This is a genomic window from Mycobacterium xenopi (assembly GCF_009936235.1).
GTDB classification, from domain to species: domain Bacteria; phylum Actinomycetota; class Actinomycetes; order Mycobacteriales; family Mycobacteriaceae; genus Mycobacterium; species Mycobacterium xenopi.
The window spans coordinates 215,995-233,704 of record NZ_AP022314.1; the positions used below are offsets into that span (position 1 = coordinate 215,995).

Annotated in this window: 6 protein-coding genes and 1 pseudogene; 3 read left to right on the forward strand and 4 right to left on the reverse strand. The window is 64.8% G+C overall.

The features are described 5' to 3' along the window. The first annotated feature begins 9 nt into the window (after window positions 1-9). Window positions 10-11,271: an amino acid adenylation domain-containing protein gene (locus MYXE_RS00890; protein ID WP_462931602.1), complete on the forward strand. Its 11,262-nt coding sequence runs from the start codon at window positions 10-12 to the stop codon at window positions 11,269-11,271. 193 nt (window positions 11,272-11,464) lie between these two features. Here MYXE_RS00890 and MYXE_RS25165 read toward each other — a convergent pair whose 3' ends face one another. Beyond that, window positions 11,465-12,874 carry a condensation domain-containing protein gene (locus tag MYXE_RS25165; RefSeq protein ID WP_039889302.1) on the reverse strand — a complete coding sequence of 470 codons (1,410 nt, stop codon included), beginning with the start codon at window positions 12,872-12,874 and terminating at the stop codon, window positions 11,465-11,467. A 440-nt stretch (window positions 12,875-13,314) separates the two neighbouring features. Here MYXE_RS25165 and MYXE_RS00900 point away from each other — a divergent pair. Both MYXE_RS00900 and MYXE_RS00905 read left to right on the forward strand, forming a co-directional pair. After that, window positions 13,315-13,464 (forward strand): annotated as a pseudogene (locus tag MYXE_RS00900) (IS110 family transposase); the annotation flags it as partial. 141 nt (window positions 13,465-13,605) lie between these two features. Then, the gene (locus tag MYXE_RS00905; RefSeq protein WP_039889303.1) at window positions 13,606-14,406 is read left to right on the forward strand and encodes a TylF/MycF/NovP-related O-methyltransferase; all 801 of its coding nucleotides are present in this window, start codon (window positions 13,606-13,608) and stop codon (window positions 14,404-14,406) included. Between the two features lie 84 nt (window positions 14,407-14,490). Here MYXE_RS00905 and MYXE_RS00910 read toward each other — a convergent pair whose 3' ends face one another. From MYXE_RS00910 to MYXE_RS00920, 3 genes are all read right to left on the reverse strand, one after another. Next, window positions 14,491-15,276 (reverse strand): GAP family protein, encoded by a 786-nt coding sequence (locus MYXE_RS00910; protein ID WP_039889315.1) that lies wholly within the window; start codon window positions 15,274-15,276, stop codon window positions 14,491-14,493. A gap of 173 nt (window positions 15,277-15,449) precedes the next feature. Then, window positions 15,450-16,223 (reverse strand): GAP family protein, encoded by a 774-nt coding sequence (locus MYXE_RS00915; RefSeq protein WP_050947608.1) that lies wholly within the window; start codon window positions 16,221-16,223, stop codon window positions 15,450-15,452. Between the two features lie 172 nt (window positions 16,224-16,395). Continuing rightward, window positions 16,396-17,664 (reverse strand): glycosyltransferase, encoded by a 1,269-nt coding sequence (locus MYXE_RS00920; protein WP_003918665.1) that lies wholly within the window; start codon window positions 17,662-17,664, stop codon window positions 16,396-16,398. Window positions 17,665-17,710 lie beyond the last annotated feature (46 nt).

Consider the following 17,710-nt stretch of genomic DNA (forward strand, 5'->3'; position numbering starts at 1 on the left):
CCTCGATGAATGGGGCAACCAGGCCGTGTCGGCCCGGCCCGCCACCGCGACGGTATCGATTCCAGCAATGTTCACCGAACAAGTCGCGCGCACCCCGACGCGGTGGCCGTGGTCTGTGGTGAGTGCTCGACGACCTACCGGGAACTCGACGAGACCGCCAACCGGTTGGCACACCTGCTGGCCGACCGTGGGGTGGGCCCGGGGCAGCGGGTGGCGCTGCTGTTTTCCCGGTCGGCCGAAGCGATCGCGGCGATCCTGGCGGTGCTCAAAACCGGCGCGGCTTATGTGCCGATCGACCCGGTGGTGCCTACGGCCCGGATCGAGTTCATGCTCGCCGACGCCACACCGATCGCGGCGATCACCACCACGGACCTGGCCGACCGGCTGCACGGCCGTGGTCTGCAGGTGATCGACGTCAACGACCCCTGCCTCCGGACCTATCCGCACACAGCTCCCCCGCCGCCGTCGCCTGATGACATCGCCTACCTGATCTACACCTCGGGCACCACCGGCGTCCCCAAAGGTGTGGCGATCACCCACCGTAACGTCGTCGAGCTGATGGCATCCCTGGACAACAGCCTGGAGCTGGACGGACAGGTGTGGTCACAGTGGCATTCGTTGGCCTTCGACGTCTCGGTGTGCGAGATCTGGGGTGCGCTGCTGCATGGGGGCCGGCTGGTGGTGGCGCCAGAGCAGGTGGCACGTTCGCCGGAAGACTTCCATGCCTTGCTGGTCAGCGAACAAGTCTGCATCTTGAGCCAGACGCCGTCGGCGTTTTATGCGCTGCAAACCGCCGACGGACTGCAGCCGGAGCTGGGGCAACAGCTGAAGCTGCAGGCGGTGGTGTTCGCCGGGGAAGCGCTTGAACCGCCGCGTCTTCGACCATGGCTGGACAACCACCCGGGAGCACCGCGGCTGGTCAACATGTATGGCACCACCGAGACGACCGTGCATGCCTCGTTCCGGGAGGTCGTCAACAGCGACGTCGACAGCAACGCCAGTCCTATCGGGGTGCCGCTGGCGCACCTTGGCTTTTTCGTGCTGGATGGGTGGTTGCGGCCGGTGCCGGCCGGCGTGGTGGGGGAGTTGTATATCGCCGGCGCCGGGCTGGGGTGCGGGTACTGGCGGCGCTCCGGATTGACGGCGTCGCGGTTTGTGGCCTGCCCATTCGGCGGTGTTGGGGCGCGCATGTATCGCAGCGGGGATTTAGTGCGTTGGCGTCCTGACGGGCAGCTGGACTATCTGGGCCGCGCCGACGAGCAGGTCAAGATCCGCGGGTATCGGATCGAGCTCGGCGAGGTGCGCGCAGCTCTGGCCGCGGTGGCCGGGGTGGAACAGGCGGTGGTGATCGCCCGCGAGGACCGCCCCGGCGACAAACGCCTGGTGGGTTATGTCACCGGGACTGTTGATCCGGCCGCCGCGCGCACTGCGTTGGCTGCGCGCTTGCCCGAGTACATGATTCCGGCCACGGTGGTGGTCTTGGACGCGCTGCCGCTGACGGTCAACGGCAAACTCGACAAACGAGCCCTGCCGGCACCCGAATACAGCGATGCCGGTCGGTATCGTGCCCCGACCACCGCGGTCGAGGAGCTGGTGACGGGCATCTACGCCGAGGTGCTCGGCGTCGAACGGGTCGGCGTCGACGACTCATTCTTCCAGCTGGGCGGGGACTCGCTGTCGGCGATGCGGCTAGTGGCCGCAGTCAACGCCGGCCTGCACGCCGGGCTTGCGGTGCGTACAGTTTTCGAGGCGCCCACCGTTGCTCAGCTAGCCCGGCGTATCGGTGTCGACGGCGGACATCGGCTTGCGCCAGTGGTGGCAGTCGCGCGGCCTGAAGTAGTCCCGCTGTCGTTTGCCCAGCAGCGGTTGTGGTTCCTGGAGCAGTTGCACGGGCCCTCACCGGCCTACAACATGGCGGTGGCCTTGCGGCTGCGCGGGCAGCTGGATGCCTCCGCGCTGGGCCTAGCGCTGGCCGACGTGGTGGCCCGCCACGAAAGCCTGCGCACCCTGTTCCCGGCGGTCGACGGGACACCCCAACAGGTGGTGGTGTCGGCCGAGCATGCCGACTTCGGGTGGGACGTCGTTGACACCACCGGGTGGCCGGAAAGCCAGCTGCAGCAGGTCATCGACATCGCGGTGCGGCACGGTTTCGATCTGGCGACCGAGATCCCTTTGCGGGCAAGGCTTTTCCGTATCGCTGACGCCGAACATGTGCTGGTGGCGGTGGTACACCACATCGCTGCCGATGGCTGGTCGATCACCCCGTTAGGGCGTGATCTGGATGTGGCCTACGCCAGCCGGCGGCGGGGACGGGCCCCCGATTGGGATCCGCTGCCGGTACAGTACGCCGATTACACGTTGTGGCAGCGGGCCCAGCTGGGTGATCTTGATGATCCTGACAGCCCGATCGCCGCCCAGTTGGCCTATTGGGAGCAGATGCTGGCCGGCATGCCCGAACGCATTGATCTGCCCACCGATCGGCCCTATCCGCCGGTGGCCGATCAGCGCGGCGCCCGGATGGCGATCAGCTGGCCGGCCGAGCTGCAGCAGCGGGTGGCGCGGGTCGCCCGGGAGCACCACGCGACCAGCTTCATGGTGGTGCAGACCGCCCTGGCGGTGCTGCTGGCCAAGCTCAGCGCCAGCAGCGAGGTGGCGGTTGGCTTTCCGATTGCCGGGCGCCGCGATCCTGTCCTAGACGAGCTGGTGGGATTTTTCGTCAACACCTTGGTGCTGCGGGTCGAGCTCGCCGGCGATCCCACCGTGGCCGAGTTGCTGGACCAGGTGCGTGTGCGCAGCCTGGCCGCCTACGAGCACCAAGACGTGCCGTTTGAGGTGCTCGTCGACCGGCTCAACCCGTCTCGGTCATTGACACATCACTCGTTAGTGCAGGTGATGCTGGCCTGGCAGGACGCTGACCCGGCCGCCGAGCTGGCCTTGGGTGATCTACGGGTGAGCCAATTGCCGGTGGACACGCGTACCGCGCGCATGGATGTGGCGTTGTCCCTCGCGGAGAAGTGGAACTCGGCCGGCGAACCCGCGGGGATCTGCGGGGAGGTGGAATATCGCACCGATGTGTTCGACGCGGCCAGCGTTGAAACGCTGATCGAGCGGTTGCGGCGGGTGCTAGTGGCACTGACCGCCAACCCGGCTGGGCGGTTGTCGTCGATCGATGTGCTCGATGGGGCTGAGCATGCTCGCCTCGATGAGATCGGCAACCGGGCGGTGGTGACCCAGCCGGCGACCACGCCGATGTCGGTTCCGGTCCTGTTCGCCGCCCAGGTCGCTCGTGCCCCGCAGGATGTGGCGGTGGTCTACGGTGAGCGCCGCTGGACGTACCGAGAGCTCGACAATGCCTCTAATCGGTTGGCGCACTTGTTGATTGGCTACGGTGCGAGGCCCGGGAACTGTGTGGCGCTGCTGTTTTCCCGTTCAGCTGAGGCGATTGTGGCGATGCTGGCGGTGCTCAAAACCGGGGCGGCTTATCTACCGATCGACCCGGTGATACCGACTGCCCGCATCAGATTCATGCTCGACGATGCCGCGCCGATCGCTGCGATCACCACCGCGGACCTGCGATCCCGGCTCGACGACCACGGCCTGCTGGTCATTGATGTCAACGATCCCGCTGTCGAAACCCAGCCCGGCACCGACCTGCCGGGCCCGGCGCCCGAAGACATCGCCTACCTCATCTACACCTCGGGTACCACTGGCACACCCAAGGGGGTGGCGGTCAGCCACCACAACGTCACCCAACTGTTGGGGTCGCTGGATGCGGGCCTGCCGGCGGCGGGGGTGTGGTCGCACAGTCATTCCCTGGCGTTCGACGTGTCGGTGTGGGAGATCTTCGGTGCGCTGCTAGGTGGGGGGCGGCTGGTGGTGGTGCCCGAAGCGATCGCGGGGTCGCCCGACGACTTCCACGAGGTGCTGGTTGCTGAACAGGCCAGTGTGCTTACCCAGACCCCGTCTGCGGTCAGGGCTTTGTCACCGCAGGGGTTGGAGTCAACAGCGTTGGTGGTCGTGGGGGAGGCTTGCCCAGCCGAGGTGGTGGAGCGCTGGGCGCCCGGACGGATGATGATCAACGCCTACGGGCCCACTGAGACCACGATGTGCGTGGCCATCAGTGAGCCATTGACGCCGGGATGGGCTGTGCCGATCGGCTCGCCGGTGCCGGGGGCGGCGCTGTTCGTGCTCGACGGATGGTTGCACCCGGTGCCGGTGGGCGTGGTCGGCGAGCTGTACGTGGCCGGCCGCGGCGTTGCATATGGATATTTGCGCCGTGCCGGATTGACCGCGTCGCGGTTTGTGGCCTGCCCGTTCGGCGGCCCGGGACTGCGGATGTATCGCACGGGGGATCTGGTGCGCTGGGGTGCTAACGGCCAGCTGCACTATCTGGGCCGCGCCGACGACCAGGTCAAGATCCGCGGGTATCGCATCGAGCTTAGCGAAATCCAATCCGCACTGGCTGCGCTCGATGGGGTGGAGCAGGCGGCGGTGATCGCCCGCGAAGACCGCCCCGGCGACCAGCGCCTGGTGGGCTATGTAAGCGGAACCGCCGTCCCGGCCGGCATCCGCGCCCAGTTGGCCGAGCGGTTGCCGGGCTACATGGTCCCGTCCGCGGTCGTGCGACTGGACGCGCTGCCGCTGACCGTCAACGGCAAACTCGACATCCGCGCCCTGCCCGCGCCGGAATACACCGACTCAGACCGATACCGGCCCCCGGCCACCCCCACCGAAGAGATCCTGGCCGGCATCTACGCCCAGGTCCTCGGCGTCGACCGGGTCGGCGTTGACGACTCGTTCTTCGACCTCGGCGGTGATTCATTGTCGGCGACGCGCTTGGTCGCCGCGGTCAACCAGGTTTTCGACGCGGGTCTTGGCGTGCGCGCGGTGTTCGAGGCGCCGACGGTTGCCCAGCTCGCACCGCGTATCGGTGTCGGTGACGCAGGCGGGCTGGAGCCGTTGCGGCCGGTGCAGCGCCCTTTTGTGGTGCCGTTGTCGTTTTCCCAGCAGCGGCTGTGGTTCATCGACCAGTTGCAGGGGCCTTCACCGGTCTACAACATGGCGGTGGCATTGCGGCTGCGCGGTCGGCTCGACGCCCAGGCGCTGGGCCAGGCACTGGCCGATGTGGTGAGTCGCCATGAAAGCCTGCGCACCCTGTTCGTGTCGGTCGACGGGAGACCGCAGCAGCTGGTGGTCCCTGCCGAGCAGGCCGACTTCGGCTGGGATGTCGTCGACGCCGGCGACTGGTCGGCAACCCGCCTGGATGAGGCGATCGACACCGCCGTATGTCACCGCTTTGACCTGGCCGCCGAAATCCCGCTGCGTGCAAAGCTTTTCAAGCTCGCCGACGACGAGCACGTGGTGGTGGCCACCCTGCATCACATCGCCGCCGACGGCTGGTCGATCACCCCGCTGATGCGCGATCTAGGGGTGGCCTATGCCAGCCGATGCGCGGGTCGGGCTCCCGATTGGGCGCCGCTGCCGGTGCAGTATGTCGACTACACCCTTTGGCAGCGTGCGCAATTCGGAGACCTCGACGACAGCCAGAGCCGCATCGCCGCGCAGTTGGCCTACTGGGAGCAGGCGCTCGCCGGCCTACCCGAGCGGCTGGAACTGCCCACCGATCGGCCCTACCCGCCGGTGGCCGACCACCGCGGCGCCCGGTTGGCCGTCAACTGGCCCGCCGAGCTGCAGCAGCAGATGGCGCGGGTCGCCCGCGAGCACAACGCCACCAGTTTCATGGTCATGCAGACCGCCCTCGCGGTGCTGCTGTCCAAGCTCAGCGCGAGCCCTGACGTGGCCGTCGGGTTTCCCATCGCAGGGCGCCGCGACCCGGCACTCGACGAGCTGGTCGGATTCTTCGTCAACACCCTGGTCCTAAGGGTCGACCTAGCCGGTGATCCCACCGTGGCTGAGCTGCTGGACCAGGTGCGGGCGCGCAGCCTGGCCGCCTACGAGCACCAAGACGTGCCCTTCGAGCTGCTCGTCGAGCGGCTAAACCCCACCCGCAGCCTGACCCATTCTCCGTTGGTGCAGGTCGTGTTGGGCTGGCAGAACTTCGCCCGGCACACCAGTGAGCCCGCCACCACGGTGCCCCTGCGTGATCTGGAGGTCACCCCGCTGCCAGTGGACACCCGAACCGCCCGGATGGATCTCACGTTTGCCCTGGCCGAATACTGGTCGGAGGCCGGCGAGCCCGCCGGAATTGCCGGGGAAGTGGAATTTCGCACCGACGTGTTCGATGCGGCCAGCATCGAGGTGCTGATCGGACGCTTGCACCGCGTTTTGTCCGCGCTGACCGCAGATCCGGCTCGTCGGCTCTCGTCGATCGACCTGCTTGACGAAGCCGAGCTTGCGCGCCTGGATCAGATCGGTAACCGCGCGGTATTGACGCGGTCGTCGAGCCGGCCATCGTCGATCCCTGAATTGTTCGCCACCCAGGTGGCGCGCACACCCGATGCCGTGGCACTGGTTTGCGGTGAGCGGTCATGGACCTATCGCGACGTCGACAAGGCTTCAAACCAGTTGGCGCACTTGTTGATTGCGCACGGTGCGCGGCGCGGGCAGTGTGTCGCGCTGTTGTTGCCGCGCACCGCCGAGGCGATCGTGGCGATCCTCGCTGTACTCAAGACGGGCGCGGCGTATCTGCCGATCGACCCGGCGCACCCGCAGGCGCGGATCGCGTTCATGCTCGCTGATGCCGCGCCGATCGCGGCGATCACCACCGCCGAGCTGACCGGGCGTCTCAGCGAGCATGAACTGCCGGTTGTCGATATCGGCGACCCCAGCATCGACGCCCAGCCCGCCACTGCGGTTGCGGTGCCGGCGCCCGAGGACATCGCATACGTGATCTACACCTCGGGAACCACCGGTGCGCCCAAGGGGGTGGCAATCGCGCATGGCAACGTGACCCAGCTGCTGGCGACGCTGGATGCCAGGCTGGAGCTGGCGGCCGGGCAGGTGTGGACGCAGGCGCATTCGCTGGCATTCGACTATTCGGTGTGGGAGATCTTCGGGGCGCTATTGCACGGCGGGCGCCTGGTGGTGGTCGCAGACTCGGTGGTGCGCTCACCCGAGGATTTGCACGCGTTGCTGGTGGCCGAGCAGGTCAGCATGCTGAGCCAGACACCGTCGGCGTTTTACGCGCTGCAAACCGCCGACGCGCTGCAGCCCGACCCGGGCGGGCAACTGGCGCTGGAAACGGTGGTCTTCGGTGGTGAAGCACTGGAACCCCGCCGCCTCAGCGGGTGGCTGGACAAGCATCCGGGAGCGCCACGTCTCATCAATATGTATGGCATCACCGAGACGACGGTGCACGCTTCCTTCCGGCAGATCAGTGACGTCGACGTCGACAGCGCTGCCAGCCCCATCGGGGTGCCGCTGGCGCACCTGGGCTTCTTCGTGCTGGACAGGTCGTTGCGCCGGGTGCCTGCCGGTGTGGTCGGTGAGTTGTACGTGGCCGGGGCGGGGCTGGCGTATGGGTATGTGGGCCGGGGCCCCCTCACGGCATCGCGGTTCGTCGCGTGTCCGTTCGGCGGTTCTGGGGCGCGCATGTATCGCACCGGGGATCTGGTGCGCTGGGGCGCTGACGGGCAGCTGCAGTACGTGGGGCGCGCCGACGAGCAGGTCAAGATCCGCGGGTATCGCATCGAACTCGGCGAAGTGCAGGCGACGCTAAGCGCACTAGAGGGCGTGCAGCAGGCGGTGGTGATCGCCCGCGAGGACCGGCCCGGCGACAAACGGCTCGTCGGTTATGTGACCGGAACCGCCGACCCCGCCCGGATTCGCGAACAGCTGACCGAGCGGCTGCCCACCTACATGGTTCCGGCGGCGGTAGTGCGGCTGGAGGCCTTACCGTTGACGGTCAACGGCAAGCTCGACGTACGGGCCCTGCCCGCGCCGGACTACCAGGACACCGAACGGTACCGCGCTCCCGCCGATGCGATCGAGCAGATTCTGGCGAGCATCTTCGTTGAGGTGCTCGGTGTGGAGCGGGTCGGCGGTGATGATTCGTTTTTCGAGCTGGGCGGCGACAGCATCTTGTCCATGCAGGTGGTGGCGCGGGCACGTGCGGCGGGCCTGCTGCTAAAGCCGCGCGACATTTTTGTCGAGCAGACCGTGGCGCGGCTGGCCCGCATCGTCGGGGTGGTCGACGAGGGCGGCGCCTCGGCCGACGAGGGCATCGGCCAGGTGGCGCCCACCCCGATCATGCGCTGGCTGGCCAGCGTCGACGGCCCGGTGGCGCAGTTCAACCAGACGATGCTGCTGCAGGCCCCGGCGGGGGCCACCGAGGACGACGTCGTGCTGCTGTTACAGGCGTTGCTGGACCGGCATGCCATGCTGCGGGCACGCGTCGACGACGACGGCGCCGGGGGTTGGCTGCTCACCGTGCCGGAGCCGGGCTCCGTGGATGCGCGGGAGTGCCTGCACAAAGTCGATGCGCTGTCCGATGAGGCGCTGACCCAGGCGCGGTCGCGGTTGAACCCGGCCGCCGGTGCCATGCTCAGTGCTTTGTGGGTGGCCTCTGCCAATCGGCTGGTGCTGATGATTCACCACCTGGCCGTCGACGGAGTGTCGTGGCGAATCCTGGTGGAAGACCTCAATCTTGGCTGGGCCCAGCACCACAGCGGGCAGCCTGTGGTGCTGCCGGCGACCGGGACATCGTTTGCCCGCTGGTCGGCCCTGCTGGTCGAGCACGCGCGTCGTCCCGACGTCGTAGGCACAGTTGAGGCGTGGCGGCAGGTGGCAACGACCCCCGCGGCATTGCCGGCGCTACATCCTGTGGTGGACACCTTCGCTGCGGCAGGACATTTGTCGGCGTCGCTGGACACCGAGACCACCCGGATGCTGCTGGGTGCGGTGCCGGCGGCATTTCATGCCGGGGTCAACGACATCTTGTTGATCGGGTTCGGGTTGGCGGTGGCCCAATTCGTGGGTGCCGACGGCGCACCGATCGGCATCGACGTCGAGGGCCATGGCCGTCACGAGGAGCTGGGCGCGGATGTGGACCTGTCGCGCACCGTCGGCTGGTTTACCACCAAATATCCGGTGTCGCTGGCGCTGGATCCGCTCAACTGGGGGCAAGTAGTCGACGGTGATGCCGCGCTCGGAACGCTGATCAAGCACGCCAAGGAACAGCTGCGGGCCCTGCCCGACGGCCTGACGTACGGTCTTTTGCGTTACCTCAATCCCGATATCGACCTGGCCGCGTCCGACCCGCCCGTGGGTTTCAACTACCTGGGCCGGCTGGGCTCGTCGGCCGGTGAGCTGCCCGACGCCGGTTGGCAGGTCTGCCAGGACGGCTGGTCGTTGACGGGAGCCGCCGCGGCGATACCGATGCCGTTGCCGCACACCGTAGAGCTCAACGCCGGCACCCTCGACACCGAGGCTGGGCCGCAGCTGAATGCCCACTGGACATGGGCACCCTCGGTGCTCGACCACACCCAGGTCAGCCGGTTGAGCAGGCTGTGGTTCGAGGCGTTGCGCGGCATCTGCGCCCATGTGCGCGCCGGGGGCGGCGGATTGACGCCGTCCGATATTGTGCCTGCCCGGCTGAGCCAGCAGCAGATCGACCAGCTGCACCGCCGCCACGGGATCGCCGACGTGTTGCCGTTGACCCCGCTGCAGCGCGGGCTGCTCTTTCACGCCTGCGCCGCCAAGGGAAGCGACGACGATGCGTATGCGGTACAGCTGGATTTCACCATCCCCGGCCCGCTCGACCCGCACCGGCTGCGCGAAGCGGTGCAGACGGTGGTCAATCGGCACCCCAACCTGGTGGCCCGGTTCTGTCCACAATTCGACGAACCGGTGCAGGTCATCCCGGCCGAGCCGGTGGCCCCGTGGAGCTATATCGCCCTCAACGGCGCCGATGCCGACGACCAGATCGAGCGAATATGCGCCGCTGAACGTGCCGCGGTCTACCACCTCACTGAACAGCCGGCTTTTCGGGCGGCGTTGATCCGCGTCGCAGAAGACCAGCACCGGTTCGTGATCACCAATCACCACATCGTGCTCGACGGTTGGTCGGTGCCCGTCCTGCTGCGCGAGATCTTCGCCACCTACTACGGTCGGCGCTTGACGGCGCCGCCGCCGTATCGCAGCTTCATCACCTGGCTGGCCGGTAGAAACCTCGATGACGCCCGCGCAGTCTGGCGCGAGGTGTTCGACGGGTTTGACACTCCCACCCTGGTGGGCCCGCCGGATCGATTAGGGCTCGGGCGGCGAAACGTCGAATCATTTTTGGTGCCTGAGCAAACCACTTGTGCCGTAACCGAATTGGCGCGATCACGCCACATCACCGTCAACACCGTGCTGCAGGCCGCCTGGGCGCAACTGCTGATGTGGCTGACCGGGCGCCACGATGTCGTCTTCGGTGCAGTGGTCTCGGGCAGGCCCGCCGAAGTTGCCGGCGCGGAATCGATGGTGGGCCTACTGATCAACACCGTGCCGGTCCGCGCCCGCATCACGCTGACAACCACCACCGCAGGCCTGCTCGACCAACTGCAACGCGCCCACAACGACACCCTCGAGCACCAGCATCTACCGCTCAGCGACATCCACCGCATCACCGGTCACGACCGATTGTTCGACACGGTGTTGGTCTACGAAAACTACCCGATCGACACCGCCGACATCTCGAGCGTCGACGGTGTGGGCATAACTCAACTTACGGTCCGGGACTATTACCACTATCCGCTTGCGGTGCAAGCCGTCCCAGGCCGTGAACTGGACCTTCGCGTCCAATACCGCACAGATGTTTTCGACGCTGCCAGCATCGAAATCCTGATGGGGCGTTTCAAAGCAATATTGGCCGCTATGACCGCCGATCCCACCCGGCCGTTGTCGTCGATGGATTTGCATGACGCCAGTCAGCGCCTCCCCGCGAATGAACCGTGTGACGGTGCAGCGCTGGACAGTGGCGATGGGCATCGTGAGCCGGCAAATCTCGTGGAGGAGATCCTCGCCGACATCTTCGCCCAGATTCTCGCGGTGGACCGAGTCGGGGTCGATGAGTCGTTCTTCGACTTGGGCGGCGATTCGCTTTCTGCGATGCGCGCAGTCGCCGCGATCAGCGAAGCGATGGATGTTGAGCTCGCTGTGCGCGACCTCTTCGACGCACCAACCGTTCGCGGTCTTAGCTTGCGAATGGGCAGACATTCGATCTTGGTAGAAGAAATCTCCAGCACTGACGAGCTTGACTCTCAGGCCGAGCTGGGGCCGCGAAGATTCGAAGCGGTGCACGTCCGCAAAGCACCAAGGCGTCGCCAGTGACCTCGCGAGGCGAGCCGTAACGTACGCCAGTATCTACTGTGAGTCGAATACGTTGTCCAGCAAGGGTTCTTCGAGTACCCTCGTGATAACGCCCAGCTCGTACAGACCAGGCGGGTTGCTCCGCCGAAACGTGAGTTGCGGTCGCCTGGACGGTAGCGATCAATTGGTACGCTCTTGTGCCACAACGTATTTGTCAGTCGATTTTGCCCGTCAAGTCGAACTCGGCTAACGTACGGGCGGCAAGCTCCCGCAACGCGGGCTTGGTGTTCTCAGCACCCGGCTGGTAAGCGTTGACCGTGATGTAGATCTTAGTGCCGCCAGTGCGCCAGCACTGAAGAGTCATTTGGCCGCCCACTTGATTGAGCCACCGTCGGGTCACGCGTTGCCCAATCGATCGCGTCATGACCAGCTCACCGTCGGTGCCGTCGAGGCGGCACACCAGCGGGCCGAAGTCGCCGAGATTAGAGCAAAGCGTGGGGACATCGGGGTCAGTGAAGCCCGCATCGACCATCCGTTTCAGCGCTCGCGTTGGCATGAACGGGATAAGCGCGCGCAACTGCAACGACTCGTCAGGTGCCTCGCGCAAAGTTGTCAGGGCCCGCCTGATCTCTGTGCGAATGTCACGCAGATCCGTCGTTAGTCGCGTCGGATCGACGCGGACGGTCGCGATCGACATCGCGTTCGCCCGCGTATCGCCTTCCGTGCGCACGTTGATGGGTATGTGCAGGGTGACCGCACCGTCACTGGCGCATCGACGTCCTAGGCGCTCAGCGAACTTCGCGGCGAACCCAGCCACCAGCGTGTTCCCTGTTGCGCCGAGAGCCTGTGCACGAGCCTCCCAATCAGCCGAGTCGACGTGGATCGACACAGCGGGTACGACGACGAGAACGTCGTCGGGGTCGCCGCTACCGAGTGCCACCGGTCGCGGCAGTGGCGATCGGGCACGTCCGCGCCGGACGCGCGCTTGCTTTCGGGCCAATCTTGCCGCCGCAAGCAGCGCGCGGGCAACCTCAGGAGCGTCGTGGGCTGTTTGGCGGGCATCCTGAAGCACCGCCCGCCGTCGGGTACGTGAGTGTGGTGGCGGGTAGCCAAGGTCGCGAGTGTTCCCAAGAACCGCGTCGGTGATCGTGAGGGCAAGCCCGAGACCGTCCGCGAGATAGTGTGAGTGCACAAGACTTACGGCGGTTGAGCCGTCTGTGAGCCGAAGAGCACTGAGATGCCAGCCGGGCCCCCGTTCCGGATCGATAGGCGATTGCGAGCATTCATCGGCCCAGTCGCCGACCTCAGCGCGCGGGCGAGCGCACTGAGCGATGTCAATGTCCGACGGTTCTCGATCAAGGACCCATCGAGGTCGGCCAAACGGAAGCGGCGAAACTTCGATGCGCCGGCCCAGCATTCCGTAACCGAGATTGCGGTGGAAACGCGTTAGCCCATCGAAGTCGACAGGATGCTCGTAAATCCAGACGCACTGGATGACCAGGTTGATGCCGGCGGCGCGATGTCCAGCGAACAAGGCCTGGTCGACGAGGGAGAGTCGACTATCCGGACCGGTGGATGCGTGATCGCTACAGGATCCGCTTGTACGACGTATGTGGACTGGCACTGATCAGCCTCCGAAAACCGAGGATTCGCCTATCGCGCACCGTGGAAGCTAGATCCGGTAACGCGGCACGACCCCGTAGACGTCCTCTGTGTTCATCAGACAGAGGTTAGCTGATGCGTGCTCGACGTCGGCGGATTTGGGATTCGCGACGCCAGCCGCGGTCGACGACTACGAGATTGAAATTCGGTCGCTAACGAACCGCTCTGGCCGACACCCGATGCTAGGGTTCCCGTCAGTGTCAGGGTGATAGTGCCACTAATGGCGGTGGTTGGATTCTGATGATCTGGTGTCCGGCTCATAGGGTCGGTGCCGCCCCTGGGGTTGGCGTCCCCGGGTTTGCCAGCGTCAGATGTCAAGGATCGGCCGGCGTGACTTAATAGGAGCGTGGCATCGCCGCCACTGAGACGTGTCCGGTGAACCGGCCCAACCGTCACCTCACATTGAAGGAGGCAACCACCATGGTTGTTGTTGGAGCCGATGTACACAAGCGCACGCCCACTTTCGTCGCGGTCAACGAGGCTGGTCGCAAGCTTGGCGAGAAGACCGACACCGCGATCACCGCGGGGCACGCCGAGGCGTTGATGTGGGCCGGCCAAGGTAGCTCCACCCCCAAAGCGCTACGCTGCCTCAAGCGCCGCCTGGCCTGCGTCGTCTTCGGCCACCTGCGCACCGACCACAACAAACTGTCAAGCGCCTTGCCAAAGGGCAGCGGCTTGACATAGGAGAAACCCATGGCAACCTGGCGGTCGGTCAGGACGCGACTCGCGCGGTGGGGGGTACGCGTACCTGGGCACGCCTCATACCGGGTTCTGCGCACTTTGCTGCCTGACGCCTACGCCAGCGACGGATTGATTAGCATCCACCGCCACGCATTTGTCGACGACCCCGAATTCCAACGCGCCTATCAGCGTGGCGTGCAAGCGCTCGGTGGTCAGGACTTCTACCGTTGGCAATGGCGCGTGCACATCGGGCTATGGGCAGCAAGTAATGCCAGTCGGCTTGACGGTGATTTCGTCGAGTGCGGTGTCAGTTATGGATTTTTGAGCAGTGCAGTGATGGAGTTCCTCGACTGGGATCGGTTGGGTAAGATGTTTTATCTGCTCGACACCTTCACCGGACTCGACCCGCGCTTCCTGACAGCCGCCGAGCAAGGTACTAGGGCACTGAAGAAGAGCAAACGATGGCTACGCTACGGGTTCTATGCGAGCTCTGCAGACAGCGTTCGGGCCAACTTCGCGCAGTGGCGTAATCAGCGCATCATCGTGGGCGCGGTCCCAGAAACGCTCGGTCAGGTCGACGCGCGCACCGTGGCTTTCCTGCATCTCGACATGAATTGTGCTGCGCCAGAGGTCGACGCCCTGCGCTTTTTTTGGCCGCGATTCTCCCCTGGAGCTTTTGTCCTGCTGGACGACTACGCCTTCGGCGGAGCCGACGAACAACGCCGTGCTATGGATTGCGTGGCACGCGAACTGGGCGTTCCGATCTGCGCATTGCCCACGGGCCAGGGCCTACTTATCAAACCGGCACGATAAGAGCAGAAACCTGGGAGTTGCCGACCACTTCGCTTCCGGCTGCTGAGCAGAGTTAGGGAAAGCTATAACCGGGCTAGATTCCCCTCAGCTGCTTCGGATGACGCTGGCCATCAAGGAAATTCCTCCCACTGTGAGAATGCCGATAACGAGGTGCTGACGGTGGATCAGAGCCCAGCTCTGCAGTGGTCGCAGTAAGGCTTCTGTCTTCGCCGGTGCGACCAGGTAGCTGACCAGGGCAACCTCTACAACCGCTAGTACTCCGACGACAAACAAGATAGCTGCGACGACCTGCGCGCCGATCGCCGCTCCCGAGGCGACAACGAGAGTAAGTGCGATGAGAGCCAGCTCAGGTGCTACTCCGCCAAATGCTATGCCGATCAACAGCGCAACCCACAAACTTCCGCTTTCCCATGCATCGTAGGCGCGGCGGAATACCCGGCGGATGACAGACCCGCCCTCAACGGCCGCATCTTGCGCGCGGCTTAGCAGCAGCGAAATAGGGGTTGGCTCATGCGTGTCCGCCAAGGCCGAGCTGTTGTCGGTTGGCGCCGACAGGTGCGCACGCCGACGCTTACAGAGGCGGGCTGTCATTAGCCCGGCTACAGATAGCACCAGTAAACCCACGCAGAATTGGATAAGTCGGACCGTGGGGTCCGTTGCCCAACTATGCACATAAGTCTTGAGCGTTGGTATGAGGTGTAGCAGCGTCAACGGCACCGCCACCGTGGGAATGAACGCACTCAGGCAGCCGAGCCAGTAGATCAAAAGGTTTTGCACGGGCCGTGATCGGGAGATCACCAATAGGGTGATGCCGAAACGCATCGGATCCAGCCCCGCTAGAAGTCCTAGCGCCAGCACCGCGCTCCACATGGCCCGAAGAGTACCTTGGCCGTTCATACCGTTTGGGCATTCACAATTGATACGCGGGTACATACACATTGGTAACCCGGGTGTCGGAGTGGTTCCTGAAGAAACCGTTTCGGTTCGGATCTAAATCCCTGGAGTCGGCGGCCAGAATTCTAGGGGGTCATCAGCAGCCAAGCTCAGGTGATGCCTGCGCCCCTGGCCAACAGCGATACCCCCACGACTGCAGTGATGCCTGCCAGAATCAGGGGACGATGCGCCAGCGCCCATTCGTGCAGTGGCCGCAGCAGTGCTTGGGTTTTCGCTGGCGCGAGGAGGTAACCAACGAGCGTGATTTCGAATACTGTAAACATTCCGATGACGAACGCGATGACAACGACGATTTGCGTGCCGATCGGGGCCCCTGTGGCCACGATGGTGGTGTCGACGAGTAGCACTACGACAGGCCCTGGCAAGAACGTCATGCCGGCCACCAGCGAGACCCACAACGATCCGTTTTCCCATGCGTTATTCAAGTAGTCGACTAGGCGCCGGAGTGCGGTTCGGCGCGTTGCCGACTTGTCTTGGTGTGAGCGCTGCGGCTGCGCGACGAGGGCTGGTGGAGTCGGATTAGGTATCCCGGTCGGGGCCTCACCAACCGGGGTGGGCACACGTTCGCGCCGACGCGCCTTGGAGCGGGCGATGATCAGCGTGGATATCGATAACGCAAGTACACCCATGCCGAGTTGAACATGACGAGTGGTGGAGTTGGGGCCCGCGGTGGCCAAATGTTGCGCAGTAGATCTGAACACTGGCATAACGTGCAGCATCAACAGCGGAACTAATAGCGCGGGAATGTTCGTAATTAAACAACCGATCCAGCAAACGATTAGGTTTTGCACTGGTCGAGGCCGGGAGATCAAAAGAAGGATGAGGCCAAAAAGCACGGGATTCAGTGCCAACAGCACCACCATTCCCAGCACGGAACCCCACACGCCCCGAAATCCTATCCTGCCGAGACAGGGTAGGCCACAGGCGCGGCCCGCCCGGCCTGCTTGCGTGGCTCAACTTGTTGTTCGCGAGACAAGGTATGCGACACAACAAGAAGTGCGGACACGCAAAAGGACGGATTAGCGACCTCCGCAGTTACCGAACACGCCTTGGGTGAACAAGATTCTCCAGCAGGTCGGCTGCATTGGTGACGCTTTCGGCGGGCTTAGTTGTCTGCGTCGCGAGCGCGCGGGCTCGGGCGGCATAGTCTGGTCGTAGGACTCGGCGCAGATCTTTGACCAGTGACTCCCGGTTAGCGGACGAGAGCCGCCGTCCAAGGCCCACCCTTAGGTGTTTGACCCGGGTTGCCCAGATCGCCTGATCGGGCGCTGTCCACAGGATCAGCATGGGCACCCCCGCGCGCAGTGCCGCGGCCGTAGTGCCCATGCCACCGTGGTGCACGATGGCGCGACAGCCCGGAAATGTGGCGGCGTAGTTCATCGTGTCCACCACCTTGACGCTTTTGGAATGAGAAACTCTGCCGAAGTCACTCCAGCCTGAGCAGACCAATGCCCGCTCGCCCAACTGCGTGCAGACCGCGCTGATCATGGCGAGGGTGTCGTCGGGTGATTCGACAGGTGTGCTGCCAAAGCTAAAGCAAATCGGCGGTGTTCCCGCCGCGATCCATGAGGCGACCTCCTCGTCGGCATCCGTGGGCAACTCGAGCGTCAACGCGCCGACAAATGGCCGTTGCCCCTGAAATTTTGACCATTCGGCTGCCAGCCCGGGAAACCAAATTTGCTCATAGGCCTGAATTTCCAGTGATCCGCGTTCGGTGATGCGTCGCGGGGCGGAGCGCGTTGCCTGGGGCAGGCCCAGCTGACGGCGCTGCGCGTCATCGAACCGCTTTACCCCGCGCCAAACCAGCCACTCGTAAGCTCTCAGCGCGTAACGGCCCAACCACGGCGGCAATAATGGCAGGATTTGGCCGTTGGGTCGGACAGGAGCAATATGCAGTGTGGCGAGCGGAATTTTGTAGTACTCAGCGACATTGACGGCGGGTTGCTCGAAGTTGAGAAAAGTGACTAGCAAATCAGCCCCATCGGCCAGTAAGCGCAGCGTCGTAGTGACGTTTTCCCAGTGCTGGATGACGGACTCCCCGATTTGGCGCCATAACCGGATCAAATCTCGAATCTGCCAAAAGTTGCGCAGCAAACCGGTCCAGAAGTCGCGGTGTGCCCCCCACCACTGCCGCGTGTCCGGCCCGTATGCGACTGCCACAAGTCCGGCCGACTCGGCGAAGCCCACCAAGTCAGGCGGGACTGCCAGTCGCACATCGTGACCGCGGCGCAGCAGTTCACGACCGACAGCGACGCAGGGCTCCACATCGCCGCGTGTGCCATAGCTCGCCAGCACACATTTCATCGCGAATCGTGTGGCATGAAACTCCTTCTGACCTTAGCGAACTCTG